General features: G+C 46.0%; 17 protein-coding genes. 8 read left to right on the forward strand and 9 right to left on the reverse strand.

The window, feature by feature from the left end:
- Nucleotides 1–106 precede the first annotated feature (106 nt).
- Nucleotides 107–1,042 (forward strand): histone deacetylase family protein, encoded by a 936-nt coding sequence (locus H8K33_RS14900; protein ID WP_186891843.1) that lies wholly within the window; start codon nt 107–109, stop codon nt 1,040–1,042.
- A 161-nt stretch (nt 1,043–1,203) separates the two neighbouring features.
- Nucleotides 1,204–3,882, forward strand: coding sequence for a bifunctional acetate--CoA ligase family protein/GNAT family N-acetyltransferase (locus tag H8K33_RS14905; RefSeq protein WP_186891844.1), 2,679 nt, complete (start codon nt 1,204–1,206; stop codon nt 3,880–3,882).
- 22 nt (nt 3,883–3,904) lie between these two features.
- Here the strand turns inward: H8K33_RS14905 and H8K33_RS14910 are convergent, their stop codons facing one another.
- The gene (locus tag H8K33_RS14910) at nt 3,905–4,675 is read right to left on the reverse strand and encodes a helix-turn-helix domain-containing protein (protein WP_186891845.1); all 771 of its coding nucleotides are present in this window, start codon (nt 4,673–4,675) and stop codon (nt 3,905–3,907) included.
- A gap of 104 nt (nt 4,676–4,779) precedes the next feature.
- Here H8K33_RS14910 and msrA point away from each other — a divergent pair, with 104 nt between their 5' ends.
- Nucleotides 4,780–5,487: a peptide-methionine (S)-S-oxide reductase MsrA gene (gene msrA / locus H8K33_RS14915; RefSeq protein ID WP_222613436.1), complete on the forward strand. Its 708-nt coding sequence runs from the start codon at nt 4,780–4,782 to the stop codon at nt 5,485–5,487.
- Between the two features lie 109 nt (nt 5,488–5,596).
- Here the strand turns inward: msrA and pdxH are convergent, their stop codons facing one another.
- Together pdxH and H8K33_RS14925 are read right to left on the reverse strand one after the other, a co-directional pair.
- Nucleotides 5,597–6,232 carry a pyridoxamine 5'-phosphate oxidase gene (gene pdxH / locus H8K33_RS14920; protein WP_186891846.1) on the reverse strand — a complete coding sequence of 212 codons (636 nt, stop codon included), beginning with the start codon at nt 6,230–6,232 and terminating at the stop codon, nt 5,597–5,599.
- Between the two features lie 83 nt (nt 6,233–6,315).
- Entirely contained in the window at nt 6,316–6,852 is a 537-nt protein-coding gene (locus H8K33_RS14925) for a hemerythrin domain-containing protein (protein WP_186891847.1), read from the reverse strand.
- A gap of 209 nt (nt 6,853–7,061) precedes the next feature.
- Here H8K33_RS14925 and tcdA point away from each other — a divergent pair, with 209 nt between their 5' ends.
- Nucleotides 7,062–7,880 carry a tRNA cyclic N6-threonylcarbamoyladenosine(37) synthase TcdA gene (tcdA, locus tag H8K33_RS14930; protein ID WP_186891848.1) on the forward strand — a complete coding sequence of 273 codons (819 nt, stop codon included), beginning with the start codon at nt 7,062–7,064 and terminating at the stop codon, nt 7,878–7,880.
- 106 nt (nt 7,881–7,986) lie between these two features.
- On the opposite strand, the gene H8K33_RS14935 is transcribed toward tcdA, so the two are convergent.
- The 6 genes from H8K33_RS14935 to H8K33_RS14960 all read right to left on the reverse strand — a co-directional run bounded on the left by H8K33_RS14935 (nt 7,987) and on the right by H8K33_RS14960 (nt 14,960).
- Entirely contained in the window at nt 7,987–8,886 is a 900-nt protein-coding gene (locus tag H8K33_RS14935) for a DMT family transporter (RefSeq protein WP_186891849.1), read from the reverse strand.
- 268 nt (nt 8,887–9,154) lie between these two features.
- A complete protein-coding gene (locus H8K33_RS14940; protein ID WP_246443641.1) occupies nt 9,155–10,021 on the reverse strand; it encodes a metallophosphoesterase family protein in 867 nt (288 codons plus the stop codon).
- A gap of 165 nt (nt 10,022–10,186) precedes the next feature.
- Entirely contained in the window at nt 10,187–10,396 is a 210-nt protein-coding gene (locus tag H8K33_RS14945) for a hypothetical protein (protein WP_186891850.1), read from the reverse strand.
- A 199-nt stretch (nt 10,397–10,595) separates the two neighbouring features.
- Entirely contained in the window at nt 10,596–13,406 is a 2,811-nt protein-coding gene (locus H8K33_RS14950) for an insulinase family protein (protein WP_186891851.1), read from the reverse strand.
- Nucleotides 13,407–13,618: 212 nt separating this feature from the next.
- Complete coding sequence (locus H8K33_RS14955; protein ID WP_186891852.1) at nt 13,619–14,326, reverse strand: SOS response-associated peptidase; 708 nt, start codon at nt 14,324–14,326, stop codon at nt 13,619–13,621.
- A gap of 49 nt (nt 14,327–14,375) precedes the next feature.
- Complete coding sequence (locus H8K33_RS14960; protein ID WP_186891853.1) at nt 14,376–14,960, reverse strand: 5-formyltetrahydrofolate cyclo-ligase; 585 nt, start codon at nt 14,958–14,960, stop codon at nt 14,376–14,378.
- A 33-nt stretch (nt 14,961–14,993) separates the two neighbouring features.
- Between H8K33_RS14960 and H8K33_RS14965 the strand changes: the two genes are divergently transcribed.
- The 4 genes from H8K33_RS14965 (at nt 14,994) to H8K33_RS14980 (ending at nt 19,987) form a co-directional block, all read left to right on the forward strand.
- Nucleotides 14,994–17,045, forward strand: coding sequence for a lytic transglycosylase domain-containing protein (locus H8K33_RS14965; RefSeq protein WP_186891854.1), 2,052 nt, complete (start codon nt 14,994–14,996; stop codon nt 17,043–17,045).
- Between the two features lie 9 nt (nt 17,046–17,054).
- A complete protein-coding gene (locus H8K33_RS14970) occupies nt 17,055–17,774 on the forward strand; it encodes a glutathione S-transferase family protein (protein ID WP_390318593.1) in 720 nt (239 codons plus the stop codon).
- 18 nt (nt 17,775–17,792) lie between these two features.
- Nucleotides 17,793–19,028: a multifunctional CCA addition/repair protein gene (locus H8K33_RS14975; protein WP_186891855.1), complete on the forward strand. Its 1,236-nt coding sequence runs from the start codon at nt 17,793–17,795 to the stop codon at nt 19,026–19,028.
- A gap of 131 nt (nt 19,029–19,159) precedes the next feature.
- Entirely contained in the window at nt 19,160–19,987 is an 828-nt protein-coding gene (locus H8K33_RS14980) for a hypothetical protein (protein ID WP_222613437.1), read from the forward strand.
- The last annotated feature ends 40 nt before the right edge of the window (nt 19,988–20,027 follow it).

The following is a 20,027-nucleotide window of genomic DNA, read 5'->3' on the forward strand; positions in this document are numbered from 1 at the left end:
TGATACAGCGCAAACCATGCTGGCTATTGCTTTACTGCCAGCATGCATCGGTCTAGAATCAGTTAGTCTATTTCTTCATCTCATATCTCATATTTGGAGCAAACACTTGTTAGCCGCCTATATTACCCATATCGATTGTCAAAAACACGAGATGGGGAATCATCATCCCGAATGCCCCGAACGTTTGGGAGCGGTGAATGATCAACTGTTGATCAAAGGTTTACTCGATTACATGGAGCAATTGGACGCACCTTTGGCAACCCAAGAGCAGTTAGCGAGAGCGCATAGTCCTAGTTATCTGAATGAATTTGCAGAAATAGCGCAACAGGTTCCTGAAAATCGGCACGTACAGATTGATCCTGATACCAGCATTAATGAATTCTCATATCAAGCGGCCTTACGTGCCGCTGGCGCTGCGGTGTTGGCGGCTAACTTGGTGGCATCAGGCCAGGCACCCGTCGCATTTTGTAATATTCGCCCGCCAGGGCACCATGCAGAGCGCAGTAATGCCGGTGGATTCTGTTTTTTTAATAATGTGGCGGTTGGTATTCGGCATGCTATCGCTCATCATGGAATAGAACGGATCGCCTTAATTGATTTTGATGTCCATCATGGTAATGGCAGTGAAGATATTTTGTTTGATGATCCCCATGTGTTGATGTGTTCTATTTTCGAAAAAAATCTCTACCCATTTTGCGGTGATGTTCCGATGGGCGCCAATATGGTGAACGTAGGTTTACCGACGCGTTCTGGAAGCGAAGCATTTCGTCAGGCCGTGAGCGAGGTGTGGATGCCAGCTTTAGAAAAATTTCAGCCAGAAATGATTTTTATATCAGCTGGATTTGACGCGCATCGTGAAGACGATATGGGTAATCTGGCACTGGTCGAAGCCGATTATGAATGGGTCACAAAACAAATCGTCATGATCGCGCAACGTTATTCACATGGTCGCATCGTTTCATGTTTAGAAGGTGGCTATGATTTATCGTCCTTAGGTCGAAGTGTTGCTGCACATGTGCGCGTGTTGATCGGCGCTGATTAATCTGCGGATTCTTGGGCAAATTATTTAGCGTATTCATTTTGAATGCTGATTGTTTAGTTAGATGCATAGAGTGAATTGCGTGTTGCTAAATGAGCCTGCCCATATCGCTGATGAATTGAGAATTTTGGTATCAATATGATTTTCCTGAAAATGAGAAAACTATGAACAAGCATTATTTGACATCCTTGTTTTCCCCTCGCTCAGTAGTCGTGTTTGCGGGTGATTTACATGCGCCTGAATTACAGACCTCAGTGACGCGAGTATTTTTGCAGCATTTAGAAAGCAAGGATTTTCAGGGAAGCGTTACTTATCTTGATAGTCGGGTAAAAGGCACCTTAGGCGACTTAGCAACCTCACGTGCTGATTTGGCGATTTTGGCTTTGCCGAATCAAGAGCTGAGCGCTGCGTTAGAGGTGGTTGGCCGAATTCAATGCCGTGCTGCTTTGATTTTATCGATTGGTGTGGATGCTGCTTTGGCAAAGAATTTACATAAAATCGCCAAGCAACACGGGATCTCTTTACTGGGGCCAAATAGCTTAGGATTTCAACGCCCCAAGGCCCATTTGAACGCGAGTGCGCTGGGTAAATTGGCACAGCCAGGTTCCTTGGCAGTCGTTTCGCAGTCTGGCGCCTTGACTAGTTCGATTTTGGATTGGGCTGCGAAGAACGGCGTCGGTTTTTCCGCCGTGGTTTCACTGGGCGTAAATACCGCAGTGGATTTGGCACAGGTGCTGGATTTTTTAGCCGACGACGCAGCGACGCAAACCATTGTGGTGTATATCGAAGGGATAAAAAATGCCCGACGCTTCATGAGCTCACTGCGTGCTGCTGCGAATTCTAAGCCCGTGATTGTTTTAAAGTCTGGACGTAAGCCCGATGGCTCAAAAGCGGCTCTAACGCATTCTGGCAACATCGTCGGTAGTGATGCGATTTTCGATGCGGCACTTCAACGCGCTGGTGCTGTGCGCGTGCATTCCATGGTGCAGTTGTTTGCTGCGGCTAAGTGTTTATCGGCGCGCTATTTACCCGTTGGACGGCGTTTGGCGATTATTTCGAATGGCGGTGGCCCAGCGGTACTGGCAGCAGATTTTGTCAATGAAGTCAGTTTAGAGATGGCAAAATTGCCCGCTGAGGTGGTGAAAAATTTGTACAAAAAGATCTCGCCATATGCTGCGCTGGATGAGTTGATCGATCTATCTCAGGATGCGAATGCGGAGCATTATCGTGCGGCAGTGACTGCGTGTGCACACTGCAACGAAGTGGATGGCATTTTGGTGATCTTGTCACCCATTGCTGGTGTTGATACAGGCGCAATCGCCCAGGTTTTGGCAGACTTGCAGGCAACAGTTGGAAAGCCCTTGATCAGCTGCTGGATGGGTGATGAAAAAGTCACGGCCGCGCGCACGATTTTGTTTAAGGCGGGCATTCCTAGTTTCAGAACACCGGAAGCTGCGGTGGACGCGTTCAATCATGTATCCTTGTTTCATCGCAATCAGCAATTATTACGTCAAGTACCACCACCGCTTTCTCAATTAGCCAAGCCCGATTTGGAAGGCGCACGTATTTTGATTGAAAGCGTGTTGGCTGAACGTCGTAAAGTATTGACGGAGATGGAATCAAAAGCGCTGCTTTCTGCCTTCCACATTCCAGTGACCAAAACCATGTTAGCCCGTAGTTCGACCGAGGCAATGTTGGTGGCGAATCAACTTGGTTATCCTGTTGCTTTGAAAATCGATTCTGCAGATATTTCCCATAAATCGGATGTGCAAGGTGTGTTGCTAAACGTCAGTAATGCGACAGGTGTACGAGACGGCTGGCAAAACATGTTGCAACGCGTTGGACAGTTACGCCCAGAGGCAAAGATCAATGGCGTGACTGTGCAAAATATGTCAGGTAAGCCAGAAGGCCGTGAGTTGTTTATTGGTGTTTCGACAGATGAATTATTTGGCCCGGTTATTTCGTTTGGTGCAGGTGGCGTGATGATAGAGTTAATTGCGGATCGCGCTATTGAATTACCACCGCTGAATCAATTCTTGGCACATCGGCTGATTGATCGTGTCCGCTGTGTAGAAATGCTGGGGCCGTGGCGAGGCACACCACCAGTGCATCGTGAGGCACTGGAGCAAATTTTGCTGCGCGTTTCTGAAATGGTCTGCGCTTTGCCACAACTACGTGAGATGGATATTAATCCCCTGATCGTGGACCAATATGGCGCTTTAGCTGTCGATGCGCGGGTTGTGGTCGATCATTCACCCGCAGAGCCAGGTAACTATGAACATCTGGCGATTTCTCCCTATCCATCGGATAAAGAAACTGAATGGCCGTTGCGTGATGGACGTATGTACATAGTCAGACCCTTGCATCCACATGACGCCGAAATGCTGCAAGACTTAGTACGTCGATTGTCGCCGGAAAGTCGTTACTTCCGATTTGTCTCGTCGATGCGGGAACTTTCTGATCGCATGTTGGCAAAATTTACTTTGATCGATTACGACAGAGAAATGGCCTTGGTCGCCATTTACAATCAACGCCAACCACAAGCCGATGGGAGCTTTATTGAGACCGAGAGAATTATTGGTGTTTCGCGTTATGTCACGAATCCAGATAAAAGCACTTGCGAGTTTTCATTACTCATCGCGGATGATTTTGCGGGGCAGGGCTTGGGAACCCGTCTGATGCAATCGATTATCGAAGTTGCACGTAGTCGTGGCTTGGCCTACATCGAAGGTTTAGTGTTGACGAATAATGCGAATATGTTAAAGCTGATGCGTAGTTTGGAATTTGACGTGAAGTCCTATCCAGAAGATCCTGATTTCCGTTTATGCGTCAAAGCGCTGTAGTCGCTAAGGCTTATTGAGCGTCTTACTTTTTCTGTTTTTGTGCATAGTATTGTGCAATGTATTCAGGACGTATTAATTGTTGAAAATAAGCTGGAATCCATGGGCGCGCAGAGAGCATAAAGCTCATCCTGTGTTTTTCTTCAAACGGCAAATTGGCATCAGCATGGTGTTGATCTGAAATATCACGTGCCAATTGCCGCATGCGGGTCAACAAAATCGCGCTCGATTGTTTGGATAACATGACGGTAATGAACTGCATCATGTCATGTTTTCCATCAAAGCTGGCGTCAAGATAATCTGCGAACGATTCTCGACGGTGCAGCTGTTGAATTGGGCCATTTGGAATCCAACGAAAGATACGCGACAATAAAAGCTTGATGCGATTATTTGGCATCAATTCGATAATGCCTAAATGATCAAGGCGCAGCAGATAAGCAATCACCTCGGTTTCACTGATCGCATAGATGTCGACAATTTGTTGCAAGGTCAGATAATTCATCGCCGATACCGCGACGATAAACTTTTTCGGATCGCTGATTAATTCTTCTTCCTGCTCGTAACTGAGTTCATCAATTAAGGATTCCTCATAGCTGCGCGAAGTTAGTTCGTGCAAACTGATTTGTGCCGCGTCTAGTATTTGATCAAGACGATGCAAGCTCAAATTCTTGGATGCAAACATGCGTTTAACACTGGATTCTGATACCCCAATTTTCTGGGCTAATTCTAAATAAGTAATACGACGGGACTTGAGTTCACGTTTCAGAACGTCGATCAGGGTGGAAGCTTTTGTCATAATATTAAATCGCTTGCATAAAAGTATCGAAAAATGATACAGCAAGCTACAAATTCTGCAACTTTCTGATTAGCAGTTGTCGGTATTCGCTACTTACATTGATAATGCGTGGCGATTTTTCGCTGTCAGGCCGCGCATCCATTGCTCAAGCTACGTGGTTTATGCGTTCTTGCCTGATGCAAAAAATCAGTAACAGCAAAATACGAGCTTTTTGCAAGATCCCACTGCAGCTCAATAATAAAATCAATGACAAGATTCAAACAAACGCGAGGATGACAGGCATGGCTTTGGAAACTACAACTTTAGGCGGTGGTCGTTTTTGGGATTTAGAAGCGGTGTTTCAACAATTGAGGGGCGTTAAAACTGTTCAATGTGGTTATGCAGGGGGACATGCAGAATCCCCCAATTATGAAGCAGTTTGTGGCGGGGACACCGGACATGCTGAAGTTGTCAGAGTCCAATTTGATAATGAGATTCTGTCATTTGAAGAAATCCTTGAAGTGTTTTTCAAGATACATGATCCCTACTCACCCGCTAATGTCGGCGGACAGTTAGCCTCGCCGTTGCGCTCGGTCATTTATGTACATACGTACGAACAAAGAACAATTGCACATGAGGCTGTGAAAAGATTTGGACGCTTTGCACACGCGATGGTGATGACAGAAATCGCCATCTGCCCAGAGTTCTTTCCTGCCGAGCCAGAACATCAGAATTTCTATCGCAATCACAAAGACGACACTTATTGCACAGAATTTATTCTGCCAAAAATCATGCGTTCTCGTGAGATTTTTAAGAAGAAACTGGCAGCTTGATTGACCGCTGATGTACTTTAGAAAAAAGTACAGACTGATTGAAACAAAGGCTTGGACTACATGAGTAATCCAAGCCTTTTGTATTAGGGCTACAAAATAAGGCTACAAATTAGGGCTGCAAACGTGAAATTACCCAAGTATCGTCGGCTTGACGTGTGTAGGCAATTCGGTCATGTAAGCGCGAACTGCGACCTTGCCAGAATTCGATAAAATCGGGAACTAAACGATAACCACCCCAATGCTCGGGACGAGGTGGGTTATCGCCAAACTTTGCAACGACTTCTGCGAGCTTATCTTCTAACTGCTGACGGTTGGCAACTGGCTGGCTTTGACTTGAGGCGCATGCACTTTGTCGACTACCAAGCGGGCGGCTATGAAAATACGCATCATTATCTTCTTCTGAGATCTTGTGAATCTTGCCTTCTATGCGCACCTGACGCTCAAGTGCCGTCCAAAAGAATAATAGCGCTGCATGGCGGTTTTGAGATAATTCTTGTCCCTTGCGGCTATCGTAATTGGTAAACCATGAAAAGCCGCGCGAATCAAACTCTTTGATTAATACAATGCGTGAAGACGGTCTGCCTTCGGCATTGACTGTCGATAAACTCATCGCATTGGCTTCTGCCACTTCGGCTTTTAAAGCTTGTTCAAACCAATGGGCAAATTGTGTGAATGGATCGTGAGCGACATCGCTTTCAGCGAGGCTGGCGAGTTGATAATCTTTTCTGAGGCTGGCAATTGACATACTTCTTCCTTGAAATTGAAACTTCGTCTTGAACAGAGCAAAGTCTAAAATAAATTGACTTGTTCGTCAGCGCTTCTAGGCCATCACACGGCATTGATACCGCGTCGTGCCTGCATCGCTTGACCTAATTTATGCATTTGACCAGGATTAAATAAACGCATCGCCATCGGTGCGATCTGCGTTTCTTCTATTTGCATGTGTTCTTGATAGATTGCTTGAAATTCGCTCACGTCATTCGCATTCAATGCAGACGAACTTCCGTTGGCGATGCCGCTTAATTGACCTTCCAAGCGACGCCATTGATCTGCCATTTGCTGGTGTTGCTGCAAGATTTTCGGCAGCGTATTCGCGAGTAATTCCGCATCTTCGCCTTGTGCGGTTTGTTTCAGCTCAGGCAGTAAATCGATTTCTTCATCATCGTGATGCAGGGGAGCCGCATTCTGGAAATATTTTAAAACCGCCAGAACTGCTTTTTGTGCTTCAGCATCTGCGCCATTTTTTTCTAAATGCGGTAATAATTTTTCTAAAGTGGCTAATTGTTTACGAATCCGATCATGGCAATGCTTGAGAACTGCCAAGGGCTGATCGAAGCCAGGGGCGCTTGCAAATAGAATATCCATGATAAGTTTTATTTTAGTAAAGATTAGACGAACAAACAGTAAGGAAAATTATCCACCATTCTAGCGAACCGCGCTCAATTCTCGCTAGCCAAACTTGCGTAAGATCAAGTCAAAAATGCTTAATTGGCGTGAAGCTTGTAAAATAGCGCCAACTCCAGCCTCGATGGCTAATTGACACCTCCCATTAAAGATACAAAGATACATTTCCCATGCAGCAAGCCACTTCCCCATTTGATGATATTGATTATGAACGCCGATTTGCTGGTGTTGCTCGCCTGTATGGTGCGCAAGGCCTAGCCCGCTTCCAGCAAGCGCATATTTGTGTTGTTGGGGTTGGTGGCGTCGGGTCGTGGGTAGTGGAAGCCTTGGCACGCAGTGCAATCGGCAGTATTACTATGATCGATCTGGATAATGTCGCAGAGTCGAATGTGAATCGACAAATTCAAGCGACTAGCTTAACTTTAGGTAAAGCTAAAGTGACTGCTTTAGCAGAGCGTATCGCAACGATTAATCCGTACTGCAAAGTGCTTGAAGTAGAAGAGTTTGTTGAGCCAGACAATTTATCGCAAATGATAGGGCAACATGGTTTTGACTATGTGATCGATGCGATTGATAGCGTCAAAGCGAAAACTGCTCTAATCGCCTACTGTCGTGAACAGAAAATCCCATTAATCACGATAGGTGCAGCTGGTGGTCAGACTGATCCTTGTAAAATCGAAATCCGCGATTTATCGCGTACTGAGCAAGAACCTTTATTAGCCTTGGTGCGCAAGCGCTTACGCCAGAATTTTGGTTTTCCGCGGGGTAGTAAAAGTAAGTTTGGGATTGATGCGGTGTTTTCGATGGAAGCATTGACGATGCCAGAGACTGCAGAAACCGCAGAGGCCTGTGCAGTCGACGGCAGTAACGGTATCTCAGGCTTAAATTGTGCGGGCTTTGGTTCTTCGATCGTGGTTACCGCTTCATTTGGTTTAGCGGCTGCTGCACATGTGTTGCGTAAATTAGCGTTCGAGAAAAATGTGGACTAATTTAGCTTAATTCACACTTTGTCAGGTGCTTGACTGGGCTTGTAATCAAGCATGTAAACAAGCATGCAAACAAGCATGCAAATCTGCCTGCAATGAAGGTAATTTTCTAAGTCCTTTTGGGTTCGCCACGTAAAGCCCAAACTACACCGCCGAGGCACAGAACCATGCCCGACCATTCTATCCATCCAGGATGATAATTTTCTAGCTGTATCGACAGCAGCACAGAAATAATCGGCGTGATCACACCGATGAAGACCGTCTTCTGTGCCCCGATTCTGTGGATCAAAGTGAAGTAACAAGCAAATGCGATCACTGAACCAAACAGCGATAAGTAAATCAAGGATAGCCAATAGTTGATACCAGAAGGGAGTGTCCATTGCTCGCCATTGGCAATCGCAAACAGACTAACCCAAACCGTCCCCCAAGCCATCGCCCATGCCATCGTCAATAAAACGTTTTGACTGTATTGTCTGACTTTGACAACGACCACATTACCGAAGGTGCTGGCAAGTGTTGCGGTTAAGGCCAATCCTAATCCCAGCAAGAAGTGCGTGTCGTGACCAGAATGGGTATCTTCCCAATTACTTTTGAGTGCAGGGAAAAATAATAAAATCACCCCAGTAATCGAAATAAGTGCTGCACTCCAGATACGCCAGCTGAGCGGTTTTTTGAAAAATATTCTCTCGGTGATCGGCGACCATATGACCATCAGTGCAAATAACACGGCAACCAGTGCAGAGACCAGATATTGCTCTGAGGAATAGGTACATAAGTAGCTGAGCGAAAAAGTGAAAAAGCCTTGTAACGCCATCCAGCCGTGCAGTTTCCAAGGTAAGCGTAAAGAATCTTTGCGCCATAAACACCAAATGAACAAGCAAATGGAAGCCAGCCCGAAGCGGTAGGCAACCGAGACGGATGGCGCAACTTCACCGAGTTGTTGTGTGATGGCCCAAAAGGTCGAGCCCCAAATTAATGAGGCAATAATGAAAAGTAGAGAAGATGGCATAGCTCGCTAGTGTAACTTTTTTTACGCGAGCTTGCCTGTACTTCCTTATTCTGCTGCTTGTCTAAACCGCTGAATCCGTTTTTCTGTCATCGGGTGGCTAGACAGATAATCTTCCATTTGCTCTTCTAACCAGCTAGATTGACGTTTCTTCTTCCCTGCGCCTTTGCCAGCTGGCGTGTATTGATCTCAAGGTTTCGGTAACATTGTGTATGCTATTACGAAGTGCTATGTGCGCGATTTCATGTGCTAGAACGCGAGCCAATAAGTCTTATTGGCAGTTCGCTTGCCCTTTATCCAGCACTTGATTGTTTTCTGCTGAGATAAATTCCCATGTATAGCGATTGTTGGCGAGATTTAATTTCAGTGCGCCGTGATGATCGTTCTGACGAAGTTCGCTACCATCTTTGACCAAGAAGATCGGCGATAACTTTGCGCCGCCCGTGCCAACTACAAAGCTACGCATGCCATTCTCAGGATGAGGTAATCCATCTCTATCCATGGTGGCAAAACGTTCGTAGTGATGATCGTGGCTGCTTAAAATAATATCTGCTTTGGCATCCGCCAAAATCTTCCAGGCCTCTTGCATGGTTTTGATGTTGCCATGGCCACCGGAGGAATACACAGGGTGATGCCAAAAAGCGAGTGTGCAAGTGGCTGGATTTTCTTTTAGTGTGGTTTTGAGCCAGTCTAATTGCGCCTGCATTGCTTGATCTTTGATATTGCTGTTGAGCGATAAAATCAACCAGTTGCCGAGTAGCTTCTTGTAATAGCCTCGTCGCTGGGCGCCGGCTAGTTCGTCAAAATAATTATAGTAACCGGCGGCCAATGGAACGCCATAGTCGTGATTGCCGGGCGAGGGTAGGGTGCGGGCTTTAAATTGTCCCCAGGTTTTATCGTAGCAGTCATTAAATTCTTCAGGCTTTCCGATTGGATAGGTGTTATCGCCCAAAGTAACTGCATAAGCATTTCTGTCTTTTTGCAAGTTCGCAGCAATCAACGCCGCCGTTTTTGCCGCCTTTGTATCTGCCGCGCTTAATTTTCGACAGTCAGCGATATCACCAGCGGCGTACAAGGTGAAAGCAATGGATTTTGTTTTCGTTGATTTCTTTGTTTGCGCATCAACTGTTTGATTCAAAAAAATTGATGACAAAGCGAATACAGCACTTAGGCTTACACTAGTCGCACGAAAAGATAATCCAGAGAGAGCAAGCTTGAGCATCGGCATTGATGACGTGAGATAAAACGATATTTTACTCGCTTATCCTGAGTTGGCGTTCTCTGAATGATATCTTGGTCTGTGTCAGGATGGATCGGCACTGGTATCACAAAATCCGCAGCATGTTGTGCCAGATTTTTCTGTGTTGATGATTGTTTGAGCAATGTCTGTTGCCTGGTTGATGGATGCTGGTTTTAAATTGTGCGCGGATGCTGCAGCGGCATCGTATTTTTTTGTAGTACTCATCGTTGCATTGTTATTCGAATCTGCTGCAGTATTTACTGGCGTACACATCGCTACTCTCCTGAAAAATTTACGTGCTGCAAAGTGTAGTAGGAAGATGCGGTAGTCTGTATGTTTCTAGATCAGCGCTCGCACATTTCTTGATCGCAAACAATAAACAGTTATCCAAAATCGATCACCAAAAAAGAAAGGGCAAAATTCCGAATGGAATTTTGCCCTCATTAACTACACTTAAGACGATTTTGCTGTCTTACTTTGCAAGCTTAGCTTGATCGCCTGCATTAATGATAGAAATCACTTCCGGCTTGATGATTTGACGTAGTGCTTCGTTTACTTGTGTCAGGCTCAAAGCTGCGACTTTTGCTTCGAAGTCTTGGTCAAATTTCATGGTGCGATTAATCGCTAAGTAAGTAGCCAATTGCCCAGCCAAACCAGCATCTTGTGTGCGATTAACTTCTTCACCTTGTTTCCAGCCTTTTTTCGCTTCAACTAATTCCGCTTCGGTGAAGCCTTCGCTTAACGCTTTTTGTACTTCTTCACGTAATGCGGCTTCGACTTTCGCCGTATTTTGTGGCGCACTTAAAGCATACGCACCCCAGAATCCGCTTGGATCTTGACTAGGCACATTTAAGAAAGAACCAACGCCATACGATAGACCTTCTTTTTGACGAATACGATCAGCCAGACGACTGCGTAAAGCGCCACCACCGAGCATGTGATTCGCCATCAATAATGCGGGATAGACTGCAGCATCATCTTTGATCGCCACTGGATGTACAGCCAGCAAGAAGCTGCTGGCTTTGTCAGGTGTATTCAAGATGATTTTTTCACCAGCAACGGCCTTCATATTACGTGCAATACGCGTATAACTTTGCTTTGCTTTCCAGCTACCAAACAAATTGTTTAATTGCGTTTTCAATTCCGCAGTATCGAAGTCACCAACCGCTGCAAAGCTGGCGTTGTCCGCACCAAAGTAATTTTGATGGAAAGCTTTGACGTCTTCTAATTTGACCGCTTTCGCTGCAACCACCTGTTCAGGCAAAGTCTTCGCATGCAAGACATGCCCAGCTGGCGTAGCATCAGTTAGGCGCGCCAAGGCATTGCTTGCTTGTGCTTGCGGTTCTGGGATGGATTGCTCAATCCGGCCAACGATTGCCAGCTTGAATTCTTCAAATTCATTCGTTGGGAATGCAGGTTTTTTCAACACTTCAGCCAGCAATTCAAGAGCCGCAGGTAATTTGTCGCGAGTTGCTGTGACGTTGGCAGTAATGCCTTCTGCACTGCCACCGATGGTGACTTGTGCGTTCAATTTATCAAAACTATCTTTGATTTCTTGACGAGATAAGCGCTCTGTTCCTTTGTTCAATAAACTTGCTGTGAATTGACCAATTTCAGCTTTGCCTTGCAAACTAGCTTCAGTTCCCATGCGCAAACGCAAGCTGACACTGACTGTTGCACCTTTGGTTTTCTTTGGTAACAAGGCGAGTTTCATGCCATTGGATAAGCTTGAACGTTGCGTGCGTTTTTCGATATTGTCTGGACTAGGATCAAAAGCCTCACCTTGCGCTACAACAGCTTGGCCTTTGTAATCTTTCACGATGTTCAATACATCTGGTGTACCCGGAACTTCGGTACGATCCGCGGTTTCAGTTGGAATGAAACGACCCAAGGTGCGGTTAGTCGCTTTCAAATACTTTTCTGCTGCGGCTTGCACTTCCTTGACGGTCATTTTTTCGATTTGGTCACGTTCGATGAAGAACAAACGCCAATCACCCGCTGCCATGGATTCGGTTAATGCAATGGTCAATTGCGCGGTGTCATTCAATGCCAATTGGATTTGCTTGCGTGCTGCTTGCTTAGCGCGCTCTAATTCTTCTGGCGTGATCGGCGTGGTTTTTAAGTTCTCTAATACTTTTAACAGTGCATCTTGTGCCGCATCCAAATTACTTTCTTTTGGAACGATCGCACCAAAGATACCGTAGCTTGGCTCTAAATTGCTGACGGTGTTGTAGTTGATCGCCGTGGCTAATTTAGTTTCGACCAAGGCTTTGTGTAAGCGTCCACTGGGCGCGTTGGTCAGAATATTGGCAAGCAAACTTAGTGCTGCCGAATCGATATGCGCTGATGGCGCCATATGATAACCAGCGCCTACAAACTGCGTACCACCAGTGCGGCGTACGGTCACAGCGCGTTCGCCATCTTGTGTTGGTTCGGCTGTGTAAGTTGGATCGATAACGCGGCTTGGTTTAGGAATGCGACCAAATAATTCATTGACTTGTTTGAGAATTTTCGCATCATCAAACTTACCAGCGATCATCAAAATCGCATTATCTGGTTGGTAGTATTTTTTATAGAATGCGCGCAAGCGAGGAATGTTCACTTGTTCAATATCAGAACGCGCGCCGATGGTGGATTTGCCGTAATTGTGCCAGTCGTAGGCGACAGCTTGAATTCTTTCCGTGGTGACACCGATAGGATCGCTTTCGCCAATTTCAAATTCATTGCGAACGACAGTCATTTCACCTTTTTGCGTTTTCGGATTCCACAAATCGTTTTGATCAATAGCGGCATTGATCATGCGATCGGCTTCCATTGCCAGCATTTGCTTTAGATTATCTTCGTTTGCTGGAAATGTTGCGTAGTAGTTGGTACGGTCATACCAAGTCGTGCCATTAAATTCCGCTCCAGTGGCGTTCAATACTTCGACTGGTGATTTCGTGCCTTTTTTGATACCGAAGTTGGCGCTAGGTTTGAATAACAAATGTTCGAGTAAATGTGCCATACCGGTTTCGCCATAATTCTCGTGGCGTGAACCCACCATGTAAACTAAGTTTGTGGTCAGGGTAGGCTTGCTGGCATCGGGGAATAACACCACACGCATGCCGTTTGCTAGTTTGTACTCCGTGATGCCTTCAACCGAAGTCACCTTGACTGGTGCAGCGAGTTGTTTTGATTTTGCTGCGCTGACGGCGCTTGCCGCAGGTTCGATGGGCGTAGTTGACAATGCTAAGCCAGGTGTCAAGATGCCAGCACTTAGCATCAATAAAGTAATTAATTTCACAGAGAATCCTTAAAAAAACCAACGAGACGAGCAACATAGTTGATTTGCTAATTATTTGCAATTAGCTACAAGTAATTATGCTAATTTTTCTTGGTTTTGCTGCGAAAAAGTTGTGCGTGGTAATGTAAAGTAAATTGTTTTGTTTATTTTAAATATCTGTTCTTGATCGTTTTGATTAGGTTGTGAGTAGGTTATGAGTAGGATGAAAATGATTACTCGTCAAATAAGGATTTTTGAATCGGCAGTGCGACAAGTTGTGCCGCGTTAGATTTTGTTTGCGGCTTGCTTAACACTGCGGCTTGCGCCCACATATCTTCAGCAGGAAACAGCTTTAGAAAACTGCGTGCAAGATCGGGTGTAGTGCAAGTTAACCATGCGTCATAGTCTTGTTCGTGCAAAATCACCAGCGAACGTTTTTCATCTTCAGGTTTTTGAAAGCGACGCATCAGTGCGTGCTGATCGGCATTGATGGTGATTTGCGTGAACGAAAAACTTTGCTGACCATCATTGTCTTGCCAGCCTTGGTATAAGCCAGCGACAGCAAAATCGCTGTTGTTCCTTACGCCAATTTGCCAGCGTTCGGCTTTACCCGTTTCGTAATTTGGCTCGAAGAAATTTTGTAATGGGATCAGGCAACGTTGTCCATCACGCCAGGCCTGCGCGAAACTGCGTAATTCGCTGATGGTTTCCGCGCGTGCATTCATGGTGCTAAAGCGTTTTACGCCAGCAGGGATTTTGGTTTTTGGCACCATGCCGTAGCTGCCCAATTGAGCGCGCCGGCGCTTCAAGTGATCATGAGTGATGAAAGGCGCATTGTAGTCTTGCCAGATTTCAGGCCGCCAGTCTTCTCCGGTTTGATCAATCGCCGCAAATTTTGGAGCCAGTTGGTCTCTGCGAGTTGGAGTGTAATTGACGCACATGATGGTGTTTCGTTGTTCTTTGAATGATGAAAAGATCGTTTAAGTTTGACTAGGATGCCGGGTGATCGAATTCGGTAATCATGCGATCAAGTGGCACATCATACTTTTCTGGCGGGAAGCTGGTGCGCGATTGCTGATAGGCGATGCCCACGGTTTTTGCTCGGGGGAGTTCAGCTAAGCTGCGGTCATAAAAGCCACCACCATACCCAAGTCGAAAATTTTGTTCTGTGAATCCAACGCAAGGAATCAGTAACATATCGGGACTAAGCACTTGCTCCTGATGGCGTGGAATTGGTATGCCAAAGCGATCTAAATCCATCGCATCACCGGGTGCCCAACGAATGAATTTGAGCGCTTGTCCCTTGGCGATAACGATGGGCAGCGCTAGTGCTACGCCGAGTTGTTGTAGTTCTTGGTAACAAGGTAGTAAATTAGGCTCAGCCTGAATCGGCCAATAGACCGCTAGGCTCTGTGGTGCGGCTTGGCGGATATAGGCAATGACTTGCTGAGCGATTTCAAGATCCCATTGTTGGCGCAAAGCGAGTGGTGTTTCTTTGCGCGTAGCCAGTAAATCACGGCGCAATTGCGCGCGGTTTGGTATTTGTTCTTTTACGCTATGGTGTGGCTGTGTCATACTGTTAACAGGTTTTAGAAGGATATGCTTGAAATGTCAGAACAACAATTACATCGTGGCTTCATTCGTCTTGCATTACGTGGCGTTTTTAGCACCAGCTTTGCTATGTTAGCAGCTTTGCCTGCTGTTGCAGGGAACTCCTTCAGCCCAAATGTGGCTGAAAATTTCACTAATGCATCAGTGAGCACAGCAATGAGTGCTCCAATGAGCGCACCAATGAATGGGGTGATCAATGATGATGATCGGTTTATGGCTTTGCGCGATGCAGCGATGCATGATGATGCCAAGGCCGCGCAAATGCATGCTTCACAACTGACGCAATATGCGATTCCTTCGTATGTCGATTATTACGTTTTGCGTACGCGAATTCGTTCCATATCTGCGGCAGAGATTCAAACATTTTTCAAAAAATACGAGGGAAGTGCGATTGCCGATCGTTTGCGTAATGATTGGCTATTGGTTCTCGGTTATCGTGGTGATTGGACCAATTTTGATCAGCAATTACCTTTGTATGTCGTGAATGATGATCATCAAGTTAAGTGCTATGCCTTGTTATCTAAAGCGCTCAAGCAGCAAAGAGTGGCGGTCGAAGCGCGTAGTTTGATCACCTCTCCTAAGCAATATGGTGATGGTTGCTATCAACTGATTAATACGCTGTATGAGCAAGGGCAATTTACCGATGCTGACTTGTGGGCGCAAATGCGTATCGCCGCCGAGTCTTCAGCGATGCCTTTGGCAAAACGTCTTGGAAAGATGTTAGATATTCCAGAAAAGCGTTTGATTGAGGCAATGGAGAAGCCAAATAATTTGCTCAAGAAGGCTCCGGCGAATGACCGACTTAGTCGTGAGCTATTTTTGATGGCTTTAGGTCGTGCCGCGAAACAAGACCCAGAAAAATCTGTCACCGCTTTGCAGAAATTTGGCGACAAACTGAGTGCCAATGACAAAGCACAAGCCTGGGCCAATATCGCTTTACCTTCCTCGCAAAAACTACAAGCAGAAGCAACGACCTATTGGAAGCGTGCAGACTCTGCACATTTGAGTATCGAAGCCTATCAGTGGCGAGTGCGTATGGCCTTGCGTGAGGGCGATTGGAAAATGGTCAAGAGTGCGATTGCAGCTATGCCAATTAGTCTAAAAAATCAACCGACTTGGGTGTACTGGCATGGACGTGCGATACAGAGTGAAGGTAAGAAAGAAGAGGCGCAAGCAATTTTCGCTAGTATTTCAGATCAGATGCATTTCTATGGACAGCTTGCTTTAGAAGAACGTGGGCAAAAGATAGGTGTACCTGCTTTGGTAAAAGCAGTCAGCCCAGAAGAATTGACGCCGATTGCGCAAAACCCAAACTTACAACGTGCGTTGAAATTTTATGCGATGAATTTGCGTTTTGAAGGTACGCGTGAATGGAACTGGGCCTTGCGCAGTATGAACGAGCGTGAACTTATTGTCGCTGCCGAGTTTGCACGTCAGAACGAATTATTAGACAGAATGGTTAACACCTCGGATAAAACCAAATCAGACGTTGATATTCATCAGCGCTTTCCGACGCCGTTTAACGATAGTATGTATAAAGCGACACAGGCGGTAGGTGTGGATATGGCTTGGGTCTATGGTTTGATTCGTCAGGAATCACGCTTTGCCACGGCAGCAAAATCACATGTGGGCGCTTCTGGATTAATGCAGGTGATGCCAAAAACAGCGAAGTGGGTCGCCAAGAAAATTGGCATGGCTAACTATGTTCCGCATCAGGTGAATGATGTTGAAACCAATTTGGCATTGGGTACTAATTATTTGAATATGGTATTGACGGATCTTGGTGGTTCTCAGGCTTTAGCGTCTGCTGCATATAATGCAGGGCCGGGGCGACCACGCGCATGGCGATCAACGCTGACGCGACCAGTTGAAGGAGCGATTTTTGCAGAGACCATTCCGTTTTTGGAAACCCGTGATTACGTCAAAAACGTTTTGTCGAACGCGACATATTACGCAGCGATTTTTGAGAAAAAACCACAATCCCTGAAGGCACGATTAGGCACGGTGATACCAAAAGGTATGAGTGCTGATGAGCCCGAATATCAGTAGGAGTCTGTTATGCAAACGAATGAACAAAGTCTGGATCTGCAAACGACCTTAGCACCGCTGCAGCATGCTATGCGTAAAAGTAATTATCGCTTGGTCATCGGAAATAAAAATTATTCTTCATGGTCGATGCGGCCTTGGTTGGTCATGAAAACCTTTGGTATTCCATTTGAAGAAATCAAGGTGCTGTTGGACAGGCCAGATACCACACAGAAAATCTCTGAGTATTCTTTGTCTGGTCGAGTGCCCGTTTTACTGGGCGATGATTTGGTGATTTGGGATTCACTGGCAATTTGTGAATATTTGGCAGAGCGCTTTCCGACTTATCATTTATGGCCAGAAAATGTCGCTGCACGCGCAACAGCACGTAGTGTTTGCGCAGAGATGCATTCGGGATTTAGTCAGTTGCGTAACGCGATGCCTATGAATATTCGTGCGACTTTTCCAGGTAAAGGTCGTACTGCTGGTTCGCAAGCCGATATTGGTCGTATCAGCGAGATCTGGGAAGATTGTTTATCGACTTATGGCGCACATCGTTTCTTGTTTGGAGATTTCTCGATTGCTGATGCGTTCTTCGCCCCTGTTGTGATGCGCTTTAAAACTTATGGTGTTTCCTTGGCGCCAGCTTTGCAAGCTTATTGCGAGAGAATTGAAGCCCATCCAGCGGTAACGCAATGGGTGCTTGGAGCGCTCGATGAACGTGATGATTTACCTAAGTATGATTTTCCTTGATTTGAATTTGGTTGATAAATGAAAACCTATGTTGTCGGTGGCGCGGTACGTGATGCATTGCTGGGTTTGCCAGTGCAAGACCGTGATCATGTGGTGATTGGCGCGACACCAGAGCAAATGTTGGCGCAAGGCTTCGTTCCTGTCGGCAAAGACTTTCCCGTATTTTTACACCCAAAAACCCATGAAGAATATGCGCTCGCACGCACCGAGCGCAAGACTGCTGCTGGCTACAAAGGTTTTGTGTTTCATACTGACCCTAGCGTCACTTTAGAACAAGACTTAATTCGTCGTGATTTGACCATTAACGCCATTGCACGTGATGAACACGGTGTGTTAACCGATCCATTTAATGGGCAGGCCGATTTACAGAAGGGCGTGTTTCGCCATGTCTCAACCGCGTTTGAAGAAGATCCAGTACGGATACTTCGGTTGGCACGCTTCGCTGCGCGATTCTCAGTCGCACCACACGCGTTCGAGGTTGCTACCGAAACCATGACGCTGATGAAGGCCATGGTTGCGGCTGGTGAAGTTGATGCCTTAGTACCTGAACGCGTATGGCAAGAAATATCACGTGGATTGATGGAGCAAAAACCTTCACGTATGTTTGAAGTCTTGCGTGAATGTGGTGCCTTGGCACGCTTAATTCCTGAATTAGATGCCTTGTGGGGTGTGCCACAGCCAGCGAAGTTTCATCCGGAAATTGATACCGGTGTGCATATTATGTTAGTGGTCGATTACGCCGCACAGCAGGGGCTCTCTTTGCCAATTCGATTTGCAGCTTTATTGCATGATCTTGGTAAAGGTACAACCGATCCTGCCATTTGGCCACGCCATCATGGACACGAAGAACGCGGTATCGCCTTAGTAAAAAAAGTTTGTGAACGCTTGAAGGTACCCACCGATTGCCGCGATCTGGCGATCATGACCGCTCGCGACCATGGCAATGTGGGGCGCAGTCAAGAAATGCGTGCCGCAACTTTACAAGATATGTTGGAACGTAATGATGCTTTCCGTAAGCCGCAGCGTTTTTTGGATATGTTGAAGGCGGCTGAGTGTGATTGCTTTGGTCGTTCAGGTTTAGAAGATATCCAATTTCCCCAAGTCGCATTTTTAAGTGCGGTTTTAAATGCTGCTCTATCGGTAAATGCCGGTGAGGTGGCGCAAAAATTCTTAGGACAAGCACAAAAAATTGCTGAAGCGGTGCGCATCGCGCGTATCGATGCGATTCGATCAGTGATTCAGGAATTGAGTTAGACGCAAAAGCTTTGGGCTTGTAATCAACTCGTCATATCCTTTCATTAAAATTTAAACACAAAATAAGAGCGCCGTTTATTTTTCATTAGCGACGCCGGGTATTGGTTGTTTAATTCCAGATGATAGAGAGAATGATGTTACATAAGTCCCTTCGATTTGCGGTAGCTTCCATGTTTTTTTGTGGTGCCGCTGCCAGCGCTGATTATCGCCCCGTGCCTGCGACAACTTTGGCACCACCGCCATTGCTGACTGCTGGTATGTTCCGCTTGGAATCTGAACGCAGCTATAAACTTAGCTTGCAAATGGCGCTGGGCATCTTGAGCGGCCATACCGAGGTACAACGTTCTCGCTCCTTAGAAAATATCGTCCGCTTCCGAAAAGACTTGTCACGCCAAGTGCGTTCTGAAAAAACTGGAAAAGCTTTTAATCGTGTCAATCTGGCTTTGAATGATCAAGTTGAATCTCTGCCTCGCCTAAATGCTAAAACCGCGGCAGCGATGTATGACGTCAACGAAGATATTCTGATTAAGATGAACTTCTTATCGTTTGCGCTTGAAGCGGAATCGAATGATGCAAGTTCGCGTGTTACAGGGCTCGCATTGCGTCAGGCGTCATTGGCGCAGCGTATGGCTAAGATCGTTTTACTGCGTTCCATGGATAAAAACATGCAAGCCAAACAGGGCTTGCAGGTGGATCTTGCGCAATCAAGAATTGAGTTTGTCAATGGCATGAATTTATTGGCGGAAGAAGCGCAATCCGACAAGGCTTTGAAAGATCGCTTGAATTTAGCACAGCAACAATGGATCTTTTATGAGAAGGCTTTAAGTTCACCGCAGTTTAAAGCCGAAGACTTGCGCAATATCTCTTCTACTAGCGACAGGATCGCACAAATGATGGTGGAAATTGTGCGGCTTGGCTATGGCTTACCGCCAGATCCTAGCATCATCGCACAGCAGTAATCGACAAAAATCGTCATCAATTGATCGTTTTCATCAAACA

Source organism: Affinundibacterium amnicola (genome assembly GCF_014284275.1).
In the GTDB taxonomy this organism is placed as follows: Bacteria; Pseudomonadota; Gammaproteobacteria; order Burkholderiales; family Burkholderiaceae_D; genus Undibacterium; species Undibacterium amnicola.

Excerpts from the sequence above, each read along its gene's own strand:
- H8K33_RS14960 (WP_186891853.1), bottom strand. The coding sequence starts at position 14,960 with ATGACACAGCCACACCATAGCGTAAAAGAACAAATACCAAACCGCGCG.
- pdxH (WP_186891846.1), bottom strand. The coding sequence starts at position 6,232 with ATGTCAATTGCCAGCCTCAGAAAAGATTATCAACTCGCCAGCCTCGCT.
- H8K33_RS14965 (WP_186891854.1), top strand. The coding sequence starts at position 14,994 with ATGTCAGAACAACAATTACATCGTGGCTTCATTCGTCTTGCATTACGT.
- H8K33_RS14975 (WP_186891855.1), top strand. The coding sequence starts at position 17,793 with ATGAAAACCTATGTTGTCGGTGGCGCGGTACGTGATGCATTGCTGGGT.
- H8K33_RS14945 (WP_186891850.1), bottom strand. The coding sequence starts at position 10,396 with ATGTGTACGCCAGTAAATACTGCAGCAGATTCGAATAACAATGCAACG.
- H8K33_RS14955 (WP_186891852.1), bottom strand. The coding sequence starts at position 14,326 with ATGTGCGTCAATTACACTCCAACTCGCAGAGACCAACTGGCTCCAAAA.
- H8K33_RS14925 (WP_186891847.1), bottom strand. The coding sequence starts at position 6,852 with ATGGATATTCTATTTGCAAGCGCCCCTGGCTTCGATCAGCCCTTGGCA.
- H8K33_RS14980 (WP_222613437.1), top strand. The coding sequence starts at position 19,160 with ATGATGTTACATAAGTCCCTTCGATTTGCGGTAGCTTCCATGTTTTTT.
- H8K33_RS14970 (WP_390318593.1), top strand. The coding sequence starts at position 17,055 with ATGCAAACGAATGAACAAAGTCTGGATCTGCAAACGACCTTAGCACCG.
- msrA (WP_222613436.1), top strand. The coding sequence starts at position 4,780 with ATGCGTGGCGATTTTTCGCTGTCAGGCCGCGCATCCATTGCTCAAGCT.
- H8K33_RS14910 (WP_186891845.1), bottom strand. The coding sequence starts at position 4,675 with ATGACAAAAGCTTCCACCCTGATCGACGTTCTGAAACGTGAACTCAAG.
- H8K33_RS14905 (WP_186891844.1), top strand. The coding sequence starts at position 1,204 with ATGAACAAGCATTATTTGACATCCTTGTTTTCCCCTCGCTCAGTAGTC.
- H8K33_RS14935 (WP_186891849.1), bottom strand. The coding sequence starts at position 8,886 with ATGCCATCTTCTCTACTTTTCATTATTGCCTCATTAATTTGGGGCTCG.
- tcdA (WP_186891848.1), top strand. The coding sequence starts at position 7,062 with ATGCAGCAAGCCACTTCCCCATTTGATGATATTGATTATGAACGCCGA.